Origin of the sequence: Aromatoleum tolulyticum, from assembly GCF_900156155.1 — a bacterium.
GTDB classification, from domain to species: Bacteria; Pseudomonadota; Gammaproteobacteria; order Burkholderiales; family Rhodocyclaceae; genus Aromatoleum; species Aromatoleum tolulyticum.
Genome location: NZ_FTMD01000021.1, coordinates 13391 through 30866, shown reverse-complemented (window position 1 = coordinate 30866; position 17476 = coordinate 13391). Strand labels below are relative to the sequence as shown.

Genomic DNA, 17476 nt, shown 5'->3' with positions numbered 1-17476 from the left:
GTCAGTGTCTCGCTCCCGGGACGGCTGCGCGCGGCTTCGCGTCGGCGGGCAGCGGCAGGGGGTCGAGGCGGGCGCGGGTGAGGGTGTTGTCGGTGAAGTACTTGCGGGCGACGGCCTGGACGTCCTCGGCGGTGACCTTGCGGATGCCTTCGAGGAGCTTGTCGTCGTCGCGCCAGGACAGGCCGGTGGCTTCGAGGAAGCCGATCTCCATCGCCTGGCCCATCAGCGAGTCGCGCTTGTAGACCTGGCCGGCGACGGTCTGCGTCTTGACCCGGCGCAGTTCGTCCTCGGCGACGCCTTCCTTCTGGATGCGTTCGATCTCGGCGCGCAGCGCGGCCTCGACGTCCGCGACGGTCTTGCCGGCGGCGGGCGAGCCGTCAAGGGTGAAGAGCTGCGGGCCGCGGCCGGTGCCGTCGTAGCCGGCGCCGGCGGAGACGGCGACCTGGTTCTCGCGCACGAGGCGGCGCGGCAGGCGGGCGCCGTCGTAGCCGTCGAGGATCGCGGCCAGCACCTTCAGCGCGTGCACGTCGCGGTCGTTCTCGGGATCGCGCAGGGTCGGTGCGCGCCATGCAAGGGCGATGTAGGGCAGTTCGGCCGGCGCCTTGACGACGGTCTCGCGCGGCCCGAGCTGTTCGGGTTCGGCGGTGATGCGCCGCGGCGGCAGGGCGCGCGCCTTGATCGCTCCGTAGTGCTTGCGCGCCATGTCGAACACGGTCTTGTGATCGACGTCGCCGACGACGACCAGGCGCGCGTTGCCGGGCGTGTACCAGGTCTTGTGCCACTTGCGCGCGTCTTCCGCGGTCATCGTGTCGAGGTCCGTCATCCAGCCGATGATCGGGCGGCCGTAGGGATTGGCCTGGAAGGCGGTCGCCATCAGCTGCTCGCCGACGAGCGAGCGCGGCTGATCGTCGGTGCGCAGGCGGCGCTCTTCCTTGACGACCTCGAGTTCGGGCTTGAAGTTGGCGTCGGTGATCCTGAGGTTGCTCATGCGGTCGGCTTCGAGCTGCATCACGTCGGCGAGACGCGAGGACGGGATCTGCTGGAAGTAGGCCGTGTAGTCGTGCGACGTGAAGGCGTTGTCGCGGCCGCCGATCGCGGCGACGCGTTTGTTGAATTCGCCCGGGCCGACCTTGTCGGTGCCCTTGAACATCATGTGTTCGAGCAGGTGGGCGATGCCGGAGACGCCGGCGGGTTCGTCCATCGAGCCCACGCCGTACCACACCATGTGGACGACGGACGGGGCGCGGCGGTCTTCCTTGACGATGATCTTCATGCCGTTCGCAAGCGTGGTCTCGTACGGATTGGCTTGCAGAGGGCCGGCCGCCACGGTGAGCGCGGCGGCCACGAATGCGGCGCGTGGAAAGGTCTGGCGAAACATGGACATGTCCTGCATCTGGTAGAATTTGCGGTTCACGTGGCCCGCGATCCGGGCATCCGATTCGACGCGAAGCCGCATCTTAGCGTTATTGGCGGCTTGGCGTCCGGCGTCGTTAAAACCTCACAAGAGACCCGAGTGAGCATGTTTGGTTTCCTGAAGAAGTCCCCCAAACCCGAAGCGGCGGCGCAGCCGCAGGCGGAGGTCGCACCTCCGGCCGCAGTCGAGGCGCCCTCTTCGGCTCTCATCTCGGCGCCGGCGGCCGAGCCGGTGGTCAAGCGCTCCTGGGCGGACCGCCTGAAGGCGGGCCTGTCGCGCACGCGGCAGCAGATCGGCGGCGGGCTCGCGAGCCTGTTCGGCCGGCGCAAGATCGACGAGGATCTGCTCGAAGAGCTCGAAACGACCTTGCTGATGGCCGATTGCGGCGTCGATGCGACGCAGCACCTGCTGGACGAGCTGCGCAAGCGCTGGAAGCGCGACAAGCTCGAGACCGCGGACCAGCTGCAGGGGGCGCTTGCGGAGGAACTCCTCGCGATCCTCGCCCCGCTCGAGCAGCCGCTGGACGTGTCGGGGCATTCGCCGTACATCATCATGATCGCGGGCGTGAACGGCTCCGGGAAGACGACCTCGATCGGCAAGCTGGCGAAATACTTCCAGTTGCAGGGCAAGAGCGTGCTGCTCGCGGCCGGCGACACCTTCCGTGCCGCGGCGCGCGAGCAGCTGACGACCTGGGGCGAGCGCAACAATGTGACGGTGATCGCGCAGGAAGGGGGCGACGCCGCGGCGGTGATCTTCGACGCGATCAACGCGGCCAAGGCGCGCGGCATCGACGTCGTGCTGGCGGACACCGCCGGCCGGCTGCCGACGCAGCTCCACCTGATGGAGGAGATCGCCAAGGTGCGCCGCGTGATCGCGAAGGCCGAGCCGTCCGGCCCGCACGAGGTGCTGCTGGTGCTCGACGCCAACATCGGGCAGAACGCGCTCGCACAGGTGAAGGCCTTCGATGCGTCGATCGGCGTCACGGGGCTGGTCGTCACGAAGCTCGACGGCACCGCGAAGGGCGGCGTCGTCGCGGCGATTGCGCGCCAGTATCCGCGTCCGCTGCGCTTCATCGGCGTCGGCGAGGGGATCGACGACCTGCAGCCGTTCAATGCGCGCGAATTCGTCGATGCGCTGTTCGAACCCGTCGCAGGAGCCGGCAGCGCGGCATGATCGTCTTCAACGAAGTCGTGAAGCAGTACCCCGGCGGCTATACGGCTCTCGCCGGGGTCAGTTTCGAGATCCGCCACGGCGAGCTGGCGGTGCTGTCGGGCCACTCGGGTGCGGGCAAGAGCACGCTGCTGAAGCTGATCGCCGCGATCGAGCGGCCGACGTCGGGCAGCGTGAGCATCAACGGGCAGAACGTCTCGGCGCTGCGCCCGCGCGCGATTCCCTACCTGCGCCGCAACCTCGGCCTCGTGCTGCAGGAGCACCGCCTGCTGTACGACCGCAGCGTGGACGACAACGTGATGCTGCCGCTGGTGATCACGGGGCATCCGCCGCGCGATGCGGCCAAGCGCGTGGCGGCGGCGCTCGAGCGCGTCGGGCTGTCCGGGCGCGGGCGCGAGATGCCGGCGGGGCTGTCGGGCGGCGAGCAGCAGCGCGTCGCGATCGCGCGTGCGATCGTGAATCGTCCGTCCATCCTGATCGCCGACGAGCCGACCGCGCACCTCGACGTCGCCTACGCGAACGAGATCGCAAGCCTGTTCAAGTCCTTCAACGCCGCGGGGGTCACCGTGCTGGTGTCGACGCACGACGAGCGCCTGTTCGCGCAGCACAGCCCGCGCCGGCTGGTGCTGCACAAGGGGCTGCTGCAGGGAGCTGGAGCATGAGCAACTGGTTCTACCTGCACGGCCGCGCCTTCATGCAGGCGCTGCGGCGCCTCGCCTCGCAGCCGCTGGGGACGCTGCTGTCGGCGCTGGTCGTGGGCATCGCGCTGTCGCTGCCGGCCGCGGGCTATCTGCTGATCGACAACGTCGCGTCGCTGGCACGCGGGGTGTCCGGTACGCCCGAGATCAGCGTCTTCATGTCGCAGGATGCGTCGGCGGAGGACATCGCCGCGGCCGAAAAGCGGCTGCGCGGGGATGCGCAGCTCGCGGGCTACCGTCATGTGACGAAGGACGAGGCCTTGCGCCAGCTCGAGAAAGGCGGCTTGGGCGACGTGCTCGGCGGCCTCACCGCCAATCCGCTGCCGGATGCCTTCATCGTCACGCCGCGCGGCGAGGATCCCGCTCTTTACGACAGCCTGCACGCGCGCTTCGCGGCCTGGCCGGGCGTCGCCCACGTGCAGCTCGACTCCGCGTGGGTGAAGCGCCTGCATGCGCTGCTGGGGCTGGGCCGTTCGGCGGTGCTGCTGCTCGCGGGCCTGCTGGGCTTCGCGCTCGTGATCGTCACGTTCAACACGATCCGGCTGCAGATCCTCACGCAGCGGCACGAGATCGACGTGAGCCGGCTGCTGGGCGCGACCGACCCTTTCATCCGCCGTCCGTTCTACTGGTTCGGCAGCCTGCAGGGCCTGCTCGGCGGTTGCGTTGCGCTCGCGACCGTGTGGGCGACCGTGCATGCGCTCGGCGGGCCGGTGGCGAGCCTCGCGGAGACCTACGGCGCGGTGTTCGCGCTGACCGGGCCGGGGCCGCACGAGAGCGCGGCAATCCTCGGCTTCGCGGCTTTCCTCGGCTGGCTCGGCAGCGCGATCTCGGTGAGGCGGCACCTGGCCGAGCGGCTGACCTGATTTTCGCCCGATCGTTTGGCATGCGCCCCGGTTCGCGCCGGGGAGCGCCCCGAACATGGCCGGCAGGCGGGCGCCCATGCGGTCGCGATGATCGTCCCCGCGTTGCGCGGGGCCCGCTATAATCTTCGCCCCCAATGTTGGGGGTAAATCTTTCTCGGGATCGGATACGCACATGAATGCGCCGGAACTGCGTTCGCCCATCGTCGGCAACCGCGTCGAACTGAACATCTTCACGACGCTGACGTGCAACCTCAAGTGCTCGTACTGCTCGATCGCGGTCGGCGACGTCGTCGGCTCGCAGGGCAAGGCCCAGTATTCGCTCGACACGCTGGATACCTTCGTCGCGACGCATCTCGCGGACAAGGAGATCTACGTGACCTTCTACGGCGGCGAGCCGACGTTGAACATTCCCTTCATCGTCGGGCTGATGGAACGCCACCCGACCTGGCGCTACCAGCTGCAGACCAACGGCACGCTGCTGCATCGCCTGCCCGACGCGGTGCTGGCGAAGCTGTCGAACGTGCTGGTGTCGGTGGATGGCGCGGAGCACACGACCGACCATTACCGCGGCCGCGGCGTGTATCGCAAGGTGACCTCGAACATCGCGAAGATCCGCCCCAAGCTCGGCGGCAAGCTCACCGCGCGCGTGACCTGGGGGCACGAGGACATCAGCTTCGAGGAGCTCGACAGCCTGCTGCCGACCTTCGACTATGTGTACTGGCAGTTCGCACAGGCCGAGGGCTTTTACGATGCCGAGAACATGCGGCGCAAGAAAGCCGCGCTGACGCAGCTGATCGACAAGTTCTTCACGACCGACGGGCTCTACCCCTTCATCCCGCTGATGGGCACGGTGCGCAACAAGGTGCTGCCGTCGCGCGCCCGCGAGGCGTGCAGCGGGCACACGCAGTGCCGCTCGTCGACGCACATCCTCAACATCCTGCCCGACGGGCGCATCTTCCCGTGCCCGGATCTCACGCATCTGCCCGAATTGCAGAGCGGCGACCTGAACGCCAACTGGCTGAAGCCGAGCCCGCTGCAACCGGCCCCCGAGATGCCCTGCGAGGGCTGCGAAGCGCTTTCCTTCTGCCGCCGCAACTGCATGAAGAACCTGTACGTGGGCTACGTGCTCGACGATGCGCCGTATCGCGAGCAGGTCGTCGAGCCGATCTGCGAGCTGGTGAAGTTCATGGGGGCGGAGATCGACCGGCGCGATCCGCATGCGTGGTACGCGCAGGCGACGCTGCCGGTGCGGCGCGAGATCTCGGACTGCGAGATCTACGAGTATGTCGAAGTGATGCCCTGAGGCCTACGCGGGCCCGGTATCGAGGACTTCGCGCACGATCTGCGCGAGGTCCTCGATGCGGTAGGGCTTGCTGATCATCCGGAACTCGCCGGGAATGGCTTCCAGCTCCAGCAGCGCGTTGCCGGTGTAGCCCGAGGTGTAGAGCAGCTTCAGGTCCGGGCGCTGCTGCCGTGCGCGGCGCGCGATCTCCGGTCCGTTCATGCCGCCGGGCAGGACGACGTCGGTGAACAGCAGGTCGATGCCGGGTTCCTGCGCGAGCAGCGCGAGCGCCGTCCTGCCTTCGGGGGCCTGCAGGATGCGGTAGCCGAGTCCCCCCAGCACGCGACAGACGAGTTCGCGGACCTTGTCCTCGTCCTCGACGACAAGGATGGTCTCGCTGCCCGAGGCGTCGGGACGGGGGGCGGGCGCGTCGGCGGGCAGTGCGCCCGCCGGGCGGGCGATGATCGGCAGGAAGATCTTTACCGTGGTGCCGGTGCCGGGCTCGCTGTAGATCTTCACGTGGCCGCCGGACTGCTTCACGAAGCCGTACACCATCGCCAGGCCGAGGCCGCTGCCCTTGCCGGTTTCCTTGGTCGTGAAGAAGGGGTCGAAGGCGCGCTGGACCACCTCCGGCGGCATGCCGCAGCCGGTGTCCGATACGGCGAGCATCACGTAGGCGCCGGGCTTCACGTCGCCTTCGAGCGCTGCGTAGTGCTCGTCGAGGCTCACGGCGCCCGTCTCGATCGTCAGGGTGCCGCCTTCGGGCATCGCGTCGCGCGAATTCACCGCGAGGTTGAGCAGCGCCGATTCGAGCTGGGTGACATCGGCGAGGGCCGGCGGCAGGTCCACGGCCTCATGGAGCTTGATGTTGATGTGCTCGCCGAGGCTGCGCCGCAGCAGGCTGGTCATGCCGGCGATGAGGTCGTTGAGATCCAGCGGCACGGGGGCCAGGCGCTGCTTGCGCGAGAATGCGAGCAGGCGCCGGTTGAGCTCGGCGCCGCGCCAGGCCGCGTCGAGCGCGCCCTTGATGAGCTCGGCGGCTGTGGGGTCGTTGTGCACGCGGCGGGCGAGGAGCTGCAGGTTGCCCATCACGACCGTCAGCAGGTTGTTGAAGTCGTGCGCGATGCCGCCGGTGAGCTGTCCGACGGCCTCCATTTTCTGCGCCTGATGCAGCGCGCGTTCGGCCGCCGCGCGGTCCTCCATCTCCGTTTGCAGGGCGCGATTGGCCTGCTCGAGTTCGGCGGTGCGCTCGCGCACGCGCAGCTCGAGCTCGTCGCGCGCCTGGCGCAGCGCCGCTTGCGCCGCGCGGCGCTCGGTGATGTCGCGGATCGCCGCGGAGATGAGCACGCTGTCGCCGTTGCCGAGGGGGCTGAGGCTGATCTCGATCGGCACCTGCGAGCCGTCCTTGCGCTGGCCGGCGAGGTCCAGCCCGGTGCCCATCGGGCGCACGGAGGGTTTGCCGATGTAGGCGTTGCGTTTGCCGACATGGTCGCCGCGTAACTGCTGCGGGACCAGCATCTCGATCGACTGGCCGATGAGTTCCGCGCGCGCATAGCCGAAGAGCCGTTCGGTCTGCGCATTGATGAGGACGATGCGGCCGCCGTTGTCCACGACGACGATTGCGTCGGGGGCCGATTCGATGAGCTGCCGCGCGCGCTCCGCCATCGCCCGGCTGCGCGCGAGTTCGTCCTCGAGGCGGGCGATTTCCGCTGCGTGCGAAGTGCCGAGTCCTTCCATCCGCGCCTCTCTGCGGTTGTAGCGGGACGTGCGGGCGATCCGTGTGCGCGGGTCGGCTCCGCCGTCCTGTTCTCGTGGCTTGTCTGTTGTTGGTCCGGTGTCGCGGCGATCGGTTCCCGTGGCCGCCGGGTGTGCCTGTGCCGGACATCGTAGTCCAGGCCGACGGCGGGCAGTGCGAAATTGTGCCGCGTTGCGCGTGCTCCCGCCCGCAAAGGCGCGGGCAGGGCGTCAGCGCACGAGGATGGCGCGGAAGTCGTTGACGTTGGTGAGCGTCGGGCCGGTCGCGACCGAGTCGCCGAGTGCCTCGAAAAAGGCGTGGGCGTCGTTGTCGGCGAGGCGGTCGGCGGGGCGAAGCCCCAGATTCCAGGCGCGGGCCAGCGTATCGGGGGTGATGATCGCGCCGGCGATCTCCTCCTGCCCGTCGACGCCGTCGGTGTCGCCGGCGAGTGCATGGATGCCCGACGCGCCGTTGAGTCCGAGGGCGAGCGAGAGGAGGAATTCGACGTTGCGGCCGCCTCGTCCGTTTCCGCGCACCGTCACTGTGGTCTCGCCGCCCGACAGCAGCACGCAGGGCTTCGCGAAGGGCTGGCCGCGCCGGGCGACCTGCAGCGCGATGCCGGCCAGCACCTTGCCGACATCGCGGGCTTCGCCTTCGAGGCTGTCGCCGAGGATATGCACCGCTAGGCCCGCGTCGCGCGCGACCTGCGCGGCGGCTTCGAGTGCGAGTTGCGGCGCGGCGACGATGCGCGTCTCGTGGCCTTCGAGTCGCCTGTCGCCGGGTTTGATGCTCTCGCCGCGCCCGCTTTCCAGCACCTCGCGCACCGCGGTCGGCAGCGCGATGCCGTAGCGCCGCACGATCGCGAGGGCGTCGTCGCAAGTCGTCGGGTCGGCGACCGTCGGGCCGGAGGCGATGTCGGTCGGGTCGTCGCCGGGCACGTCCGAGAGCAGCAGGGTGACGACACGCGCAGGGTGGCACGCCGCGGCGAGCCGTCCGCCCTTGACTGCCGAGAGGTGGCGGCGGATGCAGTTCATCTCGGAGATCGTCGCGCCGGACTTCAGCAGGGCGCGATTGACCGCCTGCTTGTCCTCCAGCGTCAGCCCTTCCAGCGGGGCGTTCAGCAGCGCCGAGCCGCCGCCGGAGATCAGGCACAGCACGAGATCGTCGGGGCCGAGGCTGCGCACGCGTTCGCGCACGCGCCGCGTCGCGGCGAGGCCCGCGGCGTCGGGCACCGGATGGGCCGCTTCGACGATCTCGATGCGCTCGCAGGGCACGGCGTAGCCGTAGCGGGTGATGACGAGGCCTTCGAGCGGCCCCGGCCAGTGGTCCTCGACCGCACGCGCCATCGCCGCCGACGCCTTGCCGGCGCCGATGACGACGAGCCGGCCGGTGGGCGGCGCCGGCAGGTGCGGCGGGATGCAGCGCGCGGACTGGGCGGCGGCGATCGCCGCATCGAACATGCGGCGCAGTAGCGCGCGCGGGTCGAGGTCGGGGCTCATCAGTAGGCGCCCTTGACGAGGTTCGTCGGGCGGCCGGCGACGAAGTTCTCGATGTTGTCGATGAGCTGGTCGGCGAGCGTCTGCTGCGCCTCGTCCGAGGCCCATGCGACGTGCGGGGTGAGGATCACGTCGGGGCGGGCGGCGATGCGCATCATCGGGCTGTCGGCGGCAGGCGGCTCGCCCGCGGTGACGTCGAAGCCGGCGCCGCTGATGAGGCCCTCGTCGAGCGCCTGCACCAGCGCTTCCTCGTCGACCAGGCCGCCGCGCGCGGTGTTGATCAGCAGCGGGCGGCGCGCCATCTTGCGGAACTCGGGCAGCGCGATCATGTTGCGCGTCTCGGGCGTGAGCGGGCTGTGGAGGGTGATGATGTCGCTTGTCGCGAGCATCTCGTCCCATGGCGTGTACAGCTGGCCGAAGCCGCTCCTGCCCTTGTGCTCGGCGAACAGCGGCACCATGCCGAAGGCGCGCGCGATCGCGGCGACGCTCTGGCCGAGTGCGCCTTCGCCGATGATGCCCAGGCGTGCGCCGGCGAGATCGTGGATCGCATGGTTGAAGAAGCAGAACTGGCCGGACTTCTGCCATTCTCCCTTGATCACGTCCTCGCGGTAGGCCACGACGTTGCGGCGCAGCGCGAGGATCAGCGCGAAGGTGTGCTCGGGCACGGTGTTCACCGCGTAGCCGCGGATGTTGGCGACGGCGATGTCGTGGCGCTGGCAGTACGCCTTGTCGACGCAGTCGGTGCCGGTCGCGGCGACCGCGACGAGGCGCAGGTCGGGGAGCTGTTCGAGGATCGCGGACGTGAGCGCCACCTTGTTGGTGATCGCGATGCCCGCGCCCTGGAGGCGTTCGACGACCTCGTCGGGGCGGGTGCGCTCGTGCACGACGAGTTCGTGCACGAAGGCCGGAGTGCGCAGGCGGATTTGCGGGGCGATGGTCGCGCGGTCGAGGAAGACGATCTTGTGCATGTTGTTCTCTGTTTGGGTGGGGTCAGAGGTGGCGCTTGGCTTCGGCGGCGACGGCCGCCGGGGTGATGCCGAAGAGCTCGTAGAGCTGGTCGACGGGGCCGGAGGCGCCGAAGCCCTTCATGCCGACGAAGCCGCCGCGGCTGCCCAGATACTGGTCCCAGCCGAAACGCAGCGCGGCCTCGACGCCGACACGCACCGTGCCTTCGCCGAGCACGGCATTGCGGTAGGCGGCGTCCTGGGCGTCGAAGAGCTCCCAGCAGGGCATCGACACGACCGCGGTGGGGATGCCGTCGGCCTGCAGCAGTTCGCGCGCGGCGAGCGCGACGGCGACTTCGGAACCGGTCGCGAGGAGCGTGACGGCGCGCTTGCCGCCTTCGGGCTGGGCCAGCACGTAGGCGCCGCGGCGCGAGAGGTTGTCGTCGATATGAGACCTGCGCACGGTCGGCAGGGCCTGGCGCGCGAAGATCAGGCTCGCCGGGGTGCGGCGCTGCTCCAGCGCGACCTCCCAGCATTCGGCGGCCTCGACCGCGTCGGCCGGGCGCATCACGAGCATGTTGGGCATCGCGCGCAGCGACGCGAGGATCTCGACGGGCTGGTGCGTCGGGCCGTTCTTGCCGACGCCGATCGAGTCGTGGCTGAACACGAACTTCACCGGCAGGCCCATCAGTGCGGCCATGCGCATCGACGGGCGCTCGTAGTCCGAGAAGGCGAGGTAGGTCACCGCGAGCGCGATCGCGCCGCCGTGCGCGGCGATGCCGTTGGCCATCGAACCCATCAGGTGCTCGCGCACGCCGCAGTGGACATAGGCGCCGCTGCGGTCTTCCGCGGTGAAGGCCGTGAGGCTGCGTTTGTGGGAGGTCGGCGCTTCGAGGTCGGCGCAACCGACGATGCGCTCGGGAAGCACCTCGGTGAGCAGGTCGTTGATCTCGCCCGAGGCGAAGATGCCGGGCCTGGGCTCCGTTGCCGCGGCGGCGTCGCGCTTGTATCCGAGCAGGACCTCGCGCCAGCCTGTGGGCAGCTCGCCCGCCTGCACGCGCTCGAACTCGGCGCGTTCGGCAGCGGGCAGCGCAGCGAGGCGGGCCTGCCACGCGGCGTGGTCGGCGTCGCTGCGCCGGCCGGCGGCGCGCCACGCGGCGAGGATGTCGCCGGGGATTTCGAAAGGCGGGTGAGTCCAGCCGAGGAGTTCGCGTGCGGCGGCGGCGTCTTCGGCGTAAAGGCGCGCGCTGTGCCCGCCGCGGCTGCCTTGCAGGCGCGGGATGCCGCGGCCGATCACGGTGCGGCAGGCGATCAGCGACGGCCGCGGATCCTTCTTCGCCAGCGCGATCGCCGCCGAGACGGCCTCCACGTCGTGGCCGTCGAGCTCGACGACATGCCAGCCGGCGACGCGGAAGCGTGCGGCGACGTTCTCGCTGATCGACAGCGAAGTTGCGCCGTCGTCGGTGATCAGGTTGTCGTCCCAGAACAGGATCAGCTTGCCGAGCTTGAGGTGCCCCGCGAGCGAGATCATCTCCTGGCCGATGCCTTCTTGCAGGCAGCCGTCGCCGACGAAGGCCCACGTGTAGTGGTCGATGAGGTCGGGGCCGAACTTCGCGTTGAGGTAGGCTTCGGCGACCGCCATGCCGAAGGCGTTGGCGATACCCTGGCCGAGCGGCCCGGTCGTGACCTCGATGCCGGCGGCGGGGTCGAACTCGGGGTGGCCGGCGCAGTGCGAGCCGAGTTCGCGGAAGCTCTTGACCTGGTCGAGGCCGATCTTGGCGTAGCCGGTGAGGTACAGCAGCGAGTAGAGCAGCATCGAGCCGTGGCCGTTGGAGAGCACGAAGCGGTCGCGGTCGGGCCAGGTCGGGTCGGCGGGGTTGAACTTCAGGTGGCGCGTGAAGAGGGCCGTAGCGATCTCGGCCATGCCGAGCGGCACGCCCTGGTGGCCTTCGGTCGCATGCACGATGGTGTCGATGGACAGGAAGCGGATCGCGTTGGCCAGCGGCGTGAGATCGGCGGGGGACATGGCAAAGGTTCTCCTGTGCGCCTCCCCGGAGGGGAGGCGTCGGTAGCGAGGAAGAGCGGGGAAGGGCCGTCTAGCGGATCGTGAGCCAGGGCAGGTAGGCGAAGCCCAGCAGCAGGCCGATGGCGACCATGTAGAAGGGGATGAGCTCGATGACCACGTCGCCGATGCGTACCTTGGCGATGGAACTCGTGATGAACAGCGTCGTGCCGATCGGCGGGTGGTACAGGCCGATGGAGAGGTTCACGATCATCATGATCCCGAGCTGGACCGTGTCCATTCCGACGGCCGAGGCCAGCGGCACGAACATCGGCGTCAGCAGCAGAACCGCCGCGGGCAGGTCGATGAACATGCCGGTCGCGAGCATGATCAGGTTCATCGCCAGGATGATCAGCCAGGGGGACTGCAGGGTTTCCTTCGCGAACTGGGTGAAGGCCGCGGGCAACTGCTCGTAGGTCACGATCCAGCCGACGACGCTCGAGGCCATGATGATCAGCAGCACCACGCCGGTGGAGATTCCCGCCTCGATGGCGGCGGCCTTGAGCTTGGCCACCGAGAGGTCGCGGTACACGATGCCGGAGGCCAACAGCGCGTAGAGCGTGGACATCACGCTCACCTCCGTCGGGGTGGCGATGCCGAAGCGCAGGAAAATGATGATCAGGACCGGCATGGCCAGCGCGGGGCCGGCCTGCGCGAGCAGGCGCCAGAAGGCCGGCCACTCGAAGGGCGTGGTGTCGCGCGGGAAGCCGCGGCGCCGGCCCTGCACGTAGCACACCGCCATGAAGCCGCCGCACATCAGCAGGCCGGGCAGGATGCCGGCGATGAAGAGCGCGCCGATCGAGGCGCCCGACACCAGGGCATACACGATCATCGGGATCGAGGGCGGGATCAGGATGTCGATCGTGGCGGCCGCGGCCAGCGTGCCGGCGGCGAAAGGCGCGGGGTAGCCGAGCTTCTTCAGCCAGGGGATCAGCATCGAGCCGATGGCCGAGGCGTCCGCGACCGCGGAGCCCGACACCCCGCCGAAGATGGTGGAGGACAACACCCCCACCTGCGCCGGGCCGCCGTGGATGCGGCCGATCATCATCGACAGCAGGCTCACGAGGCTCTGCCCGAGCCGGCCGCTGACCATCAGCGCGCCGGTCATCATGAAGAAGGGGATGGCGATGAGCGGGAAGCTCTGCGTCTGGGCGAGCATCTGCTCGACCGCCAGATGCACGGGCACCCGGTCGAGGATGAACAGGCCGCCGACCGCGGCGAGCACCAGCGCGTGAGCGATGGGGATGGACAGCAGCGCGGCGCCGATGAACAGCAGGATGATGAGGGTGGTCATGGTCAGGCTCCGTGGGCGAGTGCTTCGGCGTCGGCGTCGGCGTCGGCTCGCATGGCATGCTCTCCATGCGCGTGCCATACCTGGGGCAGCCTGCAGAGCGTCACGACGGACAGCAGGATGAAGCCCAGCATCAGGCAGCCCACGCTCACCGAGCCGGGCACTTTCAGGATGGGGGTCCGCTCGTCGGCGGCGATTTCCATCAGCGGCCAGGCGAGCCCGGCCATCGCGACGTAGAGCGTGGCGACCACCAGGGATCCCCCGGCCAGCACCCAGCGGCGCGAGGCGCCGAGTTTCTGCGTGAGGATCACCACGGCGATGTGCGAGCCGTGCTGCGCGGCCAGGACCACGCCGGCCATGATGAGCCAGGGGAACATCAGCTCGGGCAGTTCGGATGCCCAGGTGATGCTGGTGCCCGCGGCATAGCGCAGCCCGACGTTGATGCTCAGGATCGCGAACACCACGGAGATCGTGACGTACAGCACGCCGCGGCACGCCGCGCCGATTGCACGGTCGATGAAATTGAGGAATGGCATCACTTGCCCTCGCAATAGGTCCGTGCGCTCGGCACGGTATTGGAACGGGTGCAGCCGGGATCCCGTCGGCGCGCGCAGTGCGCGTGCCGACGGCCCGGCTGCCCGGACGGTCAGCGCACCTGCTGGACCGCGCGCTTGACGAAGTCGCCGGTGTCGCCGGCGCTCCATTTGTCATAGACCGTGCGGGTCGCATCGACAAAGGCCTTGCGGTCGACCGTGTCGATCTGCACGCCCTTGGCCTTGAGCTCGCCGGCGAGCTTTTCGTCCGCTTCCTTGGACAGCTTGCGCTGCATCTGGGTGGCCTCGGCCGCGGCCTCCATGAACACCTTCTGATCCGCGGCGGCGAGGCGGTCCCACGTGCGCTTGCTGATCAGGAAGGGGGTGGACTCGTACTTGTGACCCGTGAGCGAGAGGTACTTCTGCACCTCGTAGATCTTGGAGGCGGCGATGTTGGCGAGCGGGTTCTCCTGGCCGTCCACGACCCCCTGCTGGAGGGCCACGTAAAGTTCGGAGAACTTGATCTGCTGCGCGTCGGCGCCCAGCGCCTGCATGATGTCCACCGTCATGGCGTCCGGCGGGGTGCGGATCTTCAGTCCCTTCAGGTCGGCGGGCGCCTTGATCGGGCGCTTGCTGTTGGTGATGTGGCGGATGCCGTTGTCCCAGTAGCCGAGCACCACCATGCCCTTGGCGGCGGTGCGCTTGGCAAGTTCCTCGCCCACCGGGCCATCGAGCAGCTGCCAGGCCTGCTGGATGTCGCTGAACAGGAAGGGCAGGCCCAGGGCGTTGTACTCGGGCACCACCGCGGACATCGCGCCCTGGCTGTTGGCCGACATGTCCAGCGTGCCGGAACGCAGCGCCGTGACCATCGCGGCGTCGTCGCCCAGCTGTGCGGAGTGCGCGACCTGGATTTCGTAGCGGCCGTTGGTCCTGGCCTTGACGGTTTCGGCGAACTTCACCGCCGCCTCGTTGCGCGGGTTGCTGGGGGCGGCGCCGTGGCCGAGCGTGAGCTTCACGGTCTGCGCCATCGCGGGGAAGGCCAAGGTGGCGCTCAGCGCGAGCGCCGCGATCTGGAAGGTTCTGCGGTTCATCAGTGTCTCCTCTGGCGCCGTCTTCGCGGCATCAGGTTAATCGAGGGCCCCCCGGCGTCGGACCAGGGGGAATGCGGCTTAGTGAATCAGCATGCCGCCGTTCACATCCAGCGTGACGCCGGTGCAGTACTTCGACAGGTCGCTGGCGAGGAACACGACGCAGCCGGCCACGTCGTTGGGCTCGCCGATGCAGCCCAGCGGGATCGATTCCAGGATCGCGGCGCGGCGGTCCTCCGGGATCTTGCCCTTGTTGATGTCGGTGGCGATGAGGCCCGGGGTGATGCAATTGACACGAATGTTGTCGGCGCCGTATTCGCGCGCCATCGCACGCGCCAGGCCCAGCACGCCGGCCTTCGCCGCCGAGTAGTGCGGGCCGCCGAGGATGCCGCCACCGCGCTGCGCCGACACCGACGAGATGCACACGATCGAGCCGCTCTTCTGCTGCTGCATCGCCGGGATCACGGCCTGCGACATGTAGAGCGTGCCGCGCAGGCTGACGTCGAGCACCGCGTCGTAGTCGGCGCCGGTGATGTCGAGCGTCTTGCGCGGCTGCGTGATGCCGGCGTTGTTCACCAGCACGTCGATGCGGCCGAGCTGCTTGAGGATTTCGGCGGCGGCAGCGTCGCACGAGGCCTTGTCGGTGACGTTGGCGACGAGGCCGATGTGCTGCGGGCCGAGCTCGGCGGCGGCGCCGGCGGGGTTGGCCTGCGCGAGATCGAGAATCGCGATGCGGGCGCCCTGCGCGGTGAGCATGCGGGCGGTGGCGAAGCCCAGGCCGTTGAGACCGGCGCCGCCGGTGATGACGGCGACCTTGCCGTCGAGGAGAAGGGATTGCGACATGTGTGTGTTCCTCTCTTTAGATGGGGTCGGGGTATCCGGCGGCTCAGCCGAGCCAGCCCTTGATCGTGTTGCTCATCGCCTCGGTCGAGATGCCGTAGCGGTCGTGCAGCGTCGGCAGCGCGCCGGCGTCGAGGAAGGCATCCGGCAGCGCGATCTGGCGGAATTGCGGGGTCACGCCGGCACGCAGCAGTGCGGCGCCGATCGCTTCGCCGAGTCCGCCGATCGTCGTGTGATTCTCGGCGACGACGACCAGACGCCCGGAGCGGCCCGCCTCGCGCAGGATCGTCGAGGTGTCGAGCGGCTTGATCGTCGGCACGTGCAGCACGCCGACATCGATGCGGTCGGCCGCGAGCGCCTTGGCGACTTCCAGCGCACGCATCGTCATGATCCCGGACGAGATCACGAGCACGTCGCGGCCGTCGCGCACGAGCTTGGCCTTGCCGAGCTCGAACTTGTAGTCGTACTCGTCGAGCACCAGCGGCACCTGGCCGCGCAAGAGGCGCATGTACACCGGCCCCTTGTGTTCGGCCACCGCCGGCACCATCTGTTCGATGTCGAGCGCGTCGCACGGGTCGATCACGGTCATGCCGGGCATCGCGCGCATCAGCGCCAGATCCTCGGCCGCCTGGTGGCTCGGGCCGTAGCCGGTGGTGAGGCCGGGCAGCGCGCAGGCGATCTTCACGTTGAGGTCGTCCTCGGCGATCGTCTGGTGCATGAAGTCGTAGGCGCGGCGCGTCGCGAACACCGCGTAGGTCGTCACGAAGGGCATCGCGCCTTCATGCGCGAAGCCGGCCGCGGCGCCCATCAGCAGCTGCTCGGCCATCCCCATCTGGTAGAAGCGCTCGGGGTAGGCCTGCGCGAAGATGTGCAGGTCGGTGTATTTCGCGAGGTCGGCGGTCATGCCGACGATCTCGGGCCGCTCGGCGGCGAGCTTCACGAGCGCGTGGCCGAAAGGGGCCGCGACGGTGCGCTGGCCCTCGCCGGCGATCGACGCGATCATCGCCGAGGTCTTCAGCTTGGGCTTTTGTGCGGTAACGGTGCTCATGCTTTCCTCCCGGCGTCCAGCGCTTCGAGGGCCAGCTGCCACTCGTTCGGCTCGACGCGGATGAAGTGGTTCTTCTCGCGCGCTTCGAGGAAGGGCACGCCGCAGCCCATCAGGGTGTCGGCGATGATCATGCGGGGCTCGGGGCCGGGGTGGTTGCGCGCGGCGTCGAAGGCGGCGATCACGGCGTCGAGGTCGTTGCCGTCGATGCGCTGGGTGAACCAGCCGAAGGCCTGCATCTTCTCGGTGAGCGGCTCGAAGGCCATCACCTGCGACGACGGGCCGTCGGCCTGCTGGTTATTGACGTCGACGATCGCGATCAGGTTGTCGAGCTTGTGGTGTGCGGCCGACATCAGGCCTTCCCACACCGCGCCTTCGTCGAGTTCGCCGTCCGAGAACAGCGTGTAGACGAAGGATTTCGAGCCCTTGCGCTTCAGGCCCAGGCCGCGGCCGACGGCGATCGTCAGGCCCTGGCCGAGCGAGCCGCCCGACATTTCCATGCCCGGCGTGTAGCTCGCCATGCCGGACATCGGCAGGCGGCTGTCGTCGCTGCCGTAGGTCTCCAGTTCTTCCTCGGGGACGATGCCGGCCTCGATCAGCGCCGCATACAGCGCGATCGCGTAGTGGCCGTTCGACAGCAGGAAGCGGTCGCGCTCTTCCCACGCCGGGTCTTCCGGCCGGTAACGCATCGCATGAAAGTAAGCCGTCGCCAACACGTCGGCGATGTCCAGCGCCTGGGCGATGTAGCCCTGGCCTTGCACTTCGCCCATCCGCAGCGCGTTGCGGCGGATGCGGTAGGCGTGCTCGGCGATCTTGGCGCGGGGGGCGGTAACGCTGGTATCCACGCAGTTCTCCTTGGTTGGGTCCGCTGCCCTGGGGCGTCGGGACGAATCGTTGCTCTCTGTCAGGAGAGGGGGCTCTCCGCCTTCGCTCGGGCTGTCTGCACAACGTCCGGCGAGTGGGAGAAAGCGTATTCCCTTGCTCGGTGTCGCTCAAACGAATAAATTAGCCTTAT

General features: G+C 69.0%; 15 protein-coding genes. 4 read left to right on the top strand and 11 right to left on the bottom strand.

The features are described from left to right. Position 1 precedes the first annotated feature (1 nt). Positions 2-1378 carry a M16 family metallopeptidase gene (locus tag BW991_RS21610; protein WP_084205193.1) on the bottom strand — a complete coding sequence of 459 codons (1377 nt, stop codon included), beginning with the start codon at positions 1376-1378 and terminating at the stop codon, positions 2-4. 141 nt (positions 1379-1519) lie between these two features. On the opposite strand from BW991_RS21610, the gene ftsY reads away from it, so the two are divergent. The 4 genes from ftsY to BW991_RS21590 all read left to right on the top strand — a co-directional run bounded on the left by ftsY (position 1520) and on the right by BW991_RS21590 (position 5448). Continuing rightward, a complete protein-coding gene (gene ftsY, locus BW991_RS21605) occupies positions 1520-2587 on the top strand; it encodes a signal recognition particle-docking protein FtsY (protein WP_076604181.1) in 1068 nt (355 codons plus the stop codon). Further along, entirely contained in the window at positions 2584-3246 is a 663-nt protein-coding gene (locus tag BW991_RS21600; protein WP_076604180.1) for a cell division ATP-binding protein FtsE, read from the top strand. The genes ftsY and BW991_RS21600 overlap by 4 nt, the downstream gene beginning before the upstream one ends. Beyond that, positions 3243-4145, top strand: a complete 903-nt coding sequence (gene ftsX / locus BW991_RS21595; RefSeq protein ID WP_076604179.1) for a permease-like cell division protein FtsX — start codon at positions 3243-3245, stop codon at positions 4143-4145. Before BW991_RS21600 ends, ftsX begins: the two co-directional genes overlap by 4 nt. Before the next feature lie 172 nt (positions 4146-4317). Further along, the gene (locus BW991_RS21590) at positions 4318-5448 is read left to right on the top strand and encodes a radical SAM/SPASM domain-containing protein (protein ID WP_076604178.1); all 1131 of its coding nucleotides are present in this window, start codon (positions 4318-4320) and stop codon (positions 5446-5448) included. A gap of 3 nt (positions 5449-5451) precedes the next feature. Here BW991_RS21590 and BW991_RS21585 read toward each other — a convergent pair whose 3' ends face one another. The 10 genes from BW991_RS21585 to BW991_RS21540 form a co-directional block, all read right to left on the bottom strand. Further along, the gene (locus BW991_RS21585; RefSeq protein WP_076604177.1) at positions 5452-7164 is read right to left on the bottom strand and encodes a PAS domain-containing hybrid sensor histidine kinase/response regulator; all 1713 of its coding nucleotides are present in this window, start codon (positions 7162-7164) and stop codon (positions 5452-5454) included. 228 nt (positions 7165-7392) lie between these two features. Further along, entirely contained in the window at positions 7393-8661 is a 1269-nt protein-coding gene (locus BW991_RS21580; RefSeq protein ID WP_076604176.1) for a glycerate kinase type-2 family protein, read from the bottom strand. Continuing rightward, positions 8661-9626 carry a D-2-hydroxyacid dehydrogenase gene (locus BW991_RS21575; RefSeq protein WP_076604175.1) on the bottom strand — a complete coding sequence of 322 codons (966 nt, stop codon included), beginning with the start codon at positions 9624-9626 and terminating at the stop codon, positions 8661-8663. Before BW991_RS21575 ends, BW991_RS21580 begins: the two co-directional genes overlap by 1 nt. 22 nt (positions 9627-9648) lie before the next feature. After that, positions 9649-11628 (bottom strand): transketolase, encoded by a 1980-nt coding sequence (tkt, locus tag BW991_RS21570; protein WP_076604174.1) that lies wholly within the window; start codon positions 11626-11628, stop codon positions 9649-9651. A 70-nt stretch (positions 11629-11698) separates the two neighbouring features. Further along, positions 11699-12958 carry a TRAP transporter large permease gene (locus BW991_RS21565; RefSeq protein ID WP_076604173.1) on the bottom strand — a complete coding sequence of 420 codons (1260 nt, stop codon included), beginning with the start codon at positions 12956-12958 and terminating at the stop codon, positions 11699-11701. Positions 12959-12960: 2 nt separating this feature from the next. Beyond that, positions 12961-13491: a TRAP transporter small permease gene (locus BW991_RS21560; RefSeq protein ID WP_076604172.1), complete on the bottom strand. Its 531-nt coding sequence runs from the start codon at positions 13489-13491 to the stop codon at positions 12961-12963. Positions 13492-13601: 110 nt separating this feature from the next. Next, positions 13602-14579, bottom strand: a complete 978-nt coding sequence (locus BW991_RS21555; RefSeq protein WP_076604171.1) for a TRAP transporter substrate-binding protein — start codon at positions 14577-14579, stop codon at positions 13602-13604. 78 nt (positions 14580-14657) lie between these two features. Continuing rightward, on the bottom strand, positions 14658-15419 hold the full coding sequence (locus tag BW991_RS21550) for an SDR family NAD(P)-dependent oxidoreductase (RefSeq protein ID WP_076604170.1): 762 nt from the start codon (positions 15417-15419) through the stop codon (positions 14658-14660). Positions 15420-15462: 43 nt separating this feature from the next. After that, positions 15463-16464 carry a transketolase family protein gene (locus tag BW991_RS21545; RefSeq protein WP_076604169.1) on the bottom strand — a complete coding sequence of 334 codons (1002 nt, stop codon included), beginning with the start codon at positions 16462-16464 and terminating at the stop codon, positions 15463-15465. After that, on the bottom strand, positions 16461-17306 hold the full coding sequence (locus BW991_RS21540; RefSeq protein WP_076604168.1) for a transketolase: 846 nt from the start codon (positions 17304-17306) through the stop codon (positions 16461-16463). Before BW991_RS21540 ends, BW991_RS21545 begins: the two co-directional genes overlap by 4 nt. Between the last annotated feature and the right edge of the window lie 170 nt (positions 17307-17476).